This window comes from Vibrio sp. 10N.222.48.A3, from assembly GCF_041475345.1.
GTDB classification, from domain to species: domain Bacteria; phylum Pseudomonadota; class Gammaproteobacteria; order Enterobacterales; family Vibrionaceae; genus Vibrio; species Vibrio tasmaniensis_A.
This window is the reverse complement of sequence record NZ_JBFRVX010000316.1, coordinates 1-4,316: the sequence shown is the minus strand read 5'-3', so window position 1 is coordinate 4,316 and position 4,316 is coordinate 1. Positions and strand designations below refer to the sequence as shown.

Genomic DNA, 4,316 nt, shown 5'->3' with positions numbered 1-4,316 from the left:
AAAGATGATGACTTCGGTAAGCCAATCATCGCGGTTGTAAACTCTTTCACTCAATTCGTACCTGGCCACGTTCACCTTAAAGATATGGGTCAACTGGTTGCAGGTGAAATCGAGAAAGCGGGCGGTATCGCTAAAGAATTCAACACCATCGCAGTCGATGATGGTATCGCAATGGGCCACGGCGGCATGCTGTACTCACTGCCATCACGTGAGCTTATCGCAGACTCGGTAGAGTACATGGTCAATGCACACTGTGCAGATGCGATGGTGTGTATCTCTAACTGTGACAAAATCACTCCGGGAATGATGATGGCAGCTATGCGCCTAAACATCCCTGTGATCTTTGTATCAGGCGGCCCAATGGAAGCAGGTAAAACCAAGCTTTCAGATCAAATCATCAAGCTCGACCTTGTTGACGCGATGATTCAAGGCGCCGATCCAACCATTTCTGATGAGCAAAGTGAGCAAGTAGAGCGTTCAGCATGTCCAACCTGTGGTTCATGTTCAGGTATGTTCACAGCAAACTCAATGAACTGTCTAACAGAAGCACTTGGTCTATCTCAGCCTGGTAACGGTTCTATGCTGGCAACACACGCAGACCGTGAAGAGCTGTTCATCAATGCCGGTAAGCGTATCGTTGATCTAACCAAGCGTTACTACGAGCAAGACGACGAATCAGCACTGCCACGCAACATTGCAAACCGCGCTGCCTTTGATAATGCGATGGCACTTGATATCGCAATGGGTGGTTCTAGTAACACCGTTCTTCACCTTTTGGCAGCAGCTCAAGAAGGCGACATTGATTTCGATATGGATGATATCGACGCGATGTCTCGCCGTGTTCCACACCTATGTAAAGTGGCACCTTCAACTCCGAAATACCACATGGAAGACGTTCACCGCGCTGGTGGCGTAATGGCTATCCTTGGTGAACTTGACCGTGCAGGTCTACTAAACAACCAAACTCGCACGGTACTTGGTCTAAGCATGCAAGAGCAACTTGCACAGTACGACATCATGCAGACAGAAGACGAAGCCGTGCTTAAGTTCTTCCGTGCTGGTCCTGCGGGCATCCGTACAACTAAAGCTTTCTCACAAGATTGTCGTTGGGATCGTCTTGATGACGATCGCAAAGAAGGTTGTATCCGTACTAAAGAAAACGCATTCAGCCAAGAAGGTGGACTAGCGGTACTTTCAGGTAACATCGCGGTTGATGGTTGTATCGTTAAGACCGCGGGTGTTGATGAAGAAAACCTTAAATTCCAAGGCCCTGCAATCGTATTCGAAAGCCAAGATACGGCAGTAGACGGCATCTTAGCGGGTAAAGTAAAAGCCGGCGAAGTGGTTGTTATTCGTTACGAAGGTCCTAAAGGTGGTCCGGGCATGCAAGAGATGCTTTACCCAACGACTTACTTGAAATCAATGGGCTTAGGCAAGTCATGTGCTCTACTGACTGATGGTCGCTTCTCTGGTGGTACATCAGGTCTGTCTATCGGTCACGCTTCTCCAGAAGCAGCAAGTGGCGGTGTGATTGGTCTAGTGAACACGGGCGATATTATCACTATCGACATCCCTAGCCGCTCAATCACACTTGATGTGCCAGAAGCAGAGCTTGAAGCACGTCGCGTTAAACAAGATGCACTAGGCTGGAAACCAGAAAACCGTCAGCGTGAAGTGTCTTTCGCACTGAAAGCTTATGCAAGCATGGCGACCAGTGCCGACAAAGGCGCTGTACGTGATAAGTCTAAACTTGAGGGCTAACTATGAGTGATGACACCTCCAGCCCCCAAAAACAAACTGGCGCAGATTATCTGCGCCAGATCCTGAGAGCGCCGGTTTACGAAGCGGCGATTGTGACACCTCTGCAAGATATGCCACGCTTAAGCGCTCGTATCGGTAATCAGGTTCAGCTTAAACGAGAAGACCGTCAGCCGGTGCACTCGTTCAAGCTACGTGGTGCCTACAACATGGTATCAAGCCTTTCTGAACAACAGAAAGCCGCAGGTGTGATTGCTGCATCGGCAGGTAACCATGCTCAAGGTATGGCGCTGTCCGGTTCTAAGCTTGGTATTCAGACCACGATTGTGATGCCAAAAACGACGCCGGATATCAAGGTTGATGCGGTACGCGGATTTGGTGGTAATGTGGTTCTGCACGGCAGTAATTTCGATGAAGCAAAAGCGGAAGCGGAACGCCTATCGGCTGAACATGGCTTCACCTTTGTACCTCCTTTCGATCACCCACTGGTGATTGCAGGGCAAGGTACTATGGGCATGGAGATGCTGCAGCAAAACGGTCACATGGATTATATCTTTGTGCCGGTTGGTGGTGGTGGCTTAGCCGCTGGTGTTGCAGTGCTTATCAAACAACTGATGCCAGAGATTAAAGTGATTGCGGTAGAGCCTGAAGACTCAGCTTGCTTGAAAGCAGCACTGGATGCGGGTGAACCAGTGGTACTGGATCAGGTCAGCATGTTTGCTGATGGTGTTGCGGTTAAACGCATTGGTGAAGAAACCTTCCGTCTTTGCCAACAGTACATTGATGGTCATATTACAGTATCTAGCGATGAAATCTGCTCTGCGGTAAAGGACATCTTTGAAGACACCCGTGCAATTGCTGAGCCTTCAGGAGCGCTTGCTCTGGCAGGCCTTAAGAAGTTTGCAGAACAAAACCAACTGCAAAATAAGCAACTAGCAACGGTATTGTCTGGTGCGAACACCAACTTCCACGGTCTGCGTTATGTCTCTGAGCGTTGTGAATTGGGTGAGAAGCGAGAAGGTCTACTTGCGGTGACTATTCCAGAACGACAAGGTGCGTTCCTAGAGTTCTGTAACATTATTGGTGGTCGAGCGGTGACTGAGTTTAACTACCGCCACAACGACGAAAGCCTGGCGAATATCTTCGTTGGTGTACGTCTACAAGGTGGACAAGAAGAACTCGAACACATCATCAATGACTTACGTGAGGGTGACTACGCGGTTGTCGACTTGTCTGATGACGAGATGGCAAAACTTCATATTCGTTACATGATTGGCGGCAAACCATCGAAACCATTGAAAGAGCGTCTGTACAGCTTTGAGTTCCCTGAATACCCAGGAGCATTGATTAAATTCCTTGATACCTTAGGGACTCACTGGAATATCAGCTTGTTCAACTATCGTAACCATGGTGCTGATTACGGTCGTGTGCTGTGTGGTTTTGAGCTTGGTGATGACGATTTGGCTCAGTTCTCTACGCATTTAGAAGAACTCGGCTACCAATGCAAAGATGAAACCGATAACCCTTCCTACAAGTTCTTCTTGTCTTAAAAGTTCGGACTAAACATGAAAAAGAGCGAGTTATGATAACTCGCTCTTTTTATTGGGCTGATTCAAACCTAACCCGAATGATCTTCAACGGATCGCATCATTAGATCGCTTTACGATGATCCAACCAATCTTGGTGAAGTTGCTCACTTGATCCTAGATATTTGACCATCCATTCGATCAATTTATGGTTATCGTCTTTTCGCCACACCAAACAACAATGACTCTGCGGGCTTGGCTCGGGCAATATTTTTTCTACCAGCAAACCTTGCTCAATAATAGGTGCGGCGATATGCCTTGGCATGTAACCCACCCCAACACCATTTTTAAGACACTCTATCGCACTGTACCAGTTAGGTAACAATAGACGCCTTTGATTCGAAAAGTGCCCTGTGTGTCGCTTAGGCAGTACACTAGAGGTATCATCCAAACATATTGCTGGGTATTGACTGACAAAGGCTTCATTAAGGTTTTGCTCTCGCACACACGGGTGACTGGGTGACATCACAAATGCCCAATCTAACCGCCCCATATCCTTAACTTCAAAGTCACCACCAACCGGAATCGCCGAGGTTGCACCAATCACGACATCCGCCCTGCCCTGTGCAATGGCTTCCCAAGAGCCGTTAAACACTTCCATGTTAATCTGCAGCTCAGCGAACTCAAAGGTTTGATAAAACTCTTCAATCATAGGCTTCATCTTGTCGAGCTTAACCACGTTATCAAGCGTTAAGCGCAAGGTTTTCTTCCAACCACGCGCAGCTCGGCGAGTCTGGGCACTGAGTTCTTCCATCTGTCTCAGCAGTTGACGAGCCTCTTCAATAAACAACTCACCTGCAGGTGTCAGCTCTACTTTTCTTGGTAACCGTCTGAAAAGTAGAACATCAAGCTCTTGCTCTACCTGCCTAACCCCATAGCTGATCGCTGAGGGCACTTTGTGCAATTGTTCTGCCGCCGCAGTAAAACTGCCTAAGCGAGCAACAGTATCGAGCATTTCTAAAGAGGATTTAG

Annotated in this window: 3 protein-coding genes; 2 read left to right on the top strand and 1 reads right to left on the bottom strand. The window is 48.0% G+C overall.

The features are described 5' to 3' along the window. Together ilvD and ilvA are read left to right on the top strand one after the other, a co-directional pair. Positions 1–1,761 (top strand): dihydroxy-acid dehydratase (gene ilvD, locus AB4653_RS10050; protein WP_372104035.1); only part of this gene is annotated, 1,761 nt, incomplete at its 5' end. A gap of 2 nt (positions 1,762–1,763) precedes the next feature. After that, the gene (gene ilvA, locus AB4653_RS10045; protein WP_009848115.1) at positions 1,764–3,308 is read left to right on the top strand and encodes a threonine ammonia-lyase, biosynthetic; all 1,545 of its coding nucleotides are present in this window, start codon (positions 1,764–1,766) and stop codon (positions 3,306–3,308) included. 100 nt (positions 3,309–3,408) lie between these two features. Here ilvA and punR read toward each other — a convergent pair. Beyond that, the coding region (gene punR / locus AB4653_RS10040) for a DNA-binding transcriptional activator PunR (protein ID WP_372104032.1) at positions 3,409–4,316 on the bottom strand (908 nt) is incomplete at its 5' end.

What these genes read in the sequence shown, in the direction of transcription:
- ilvA (WP_009848115.1), top strand. Translation starts at nt 1,764, where the DNA reads ATGAGTGATGACACCTCCAGCCCCCAAAAACAAACTGGCGCAGATTAT.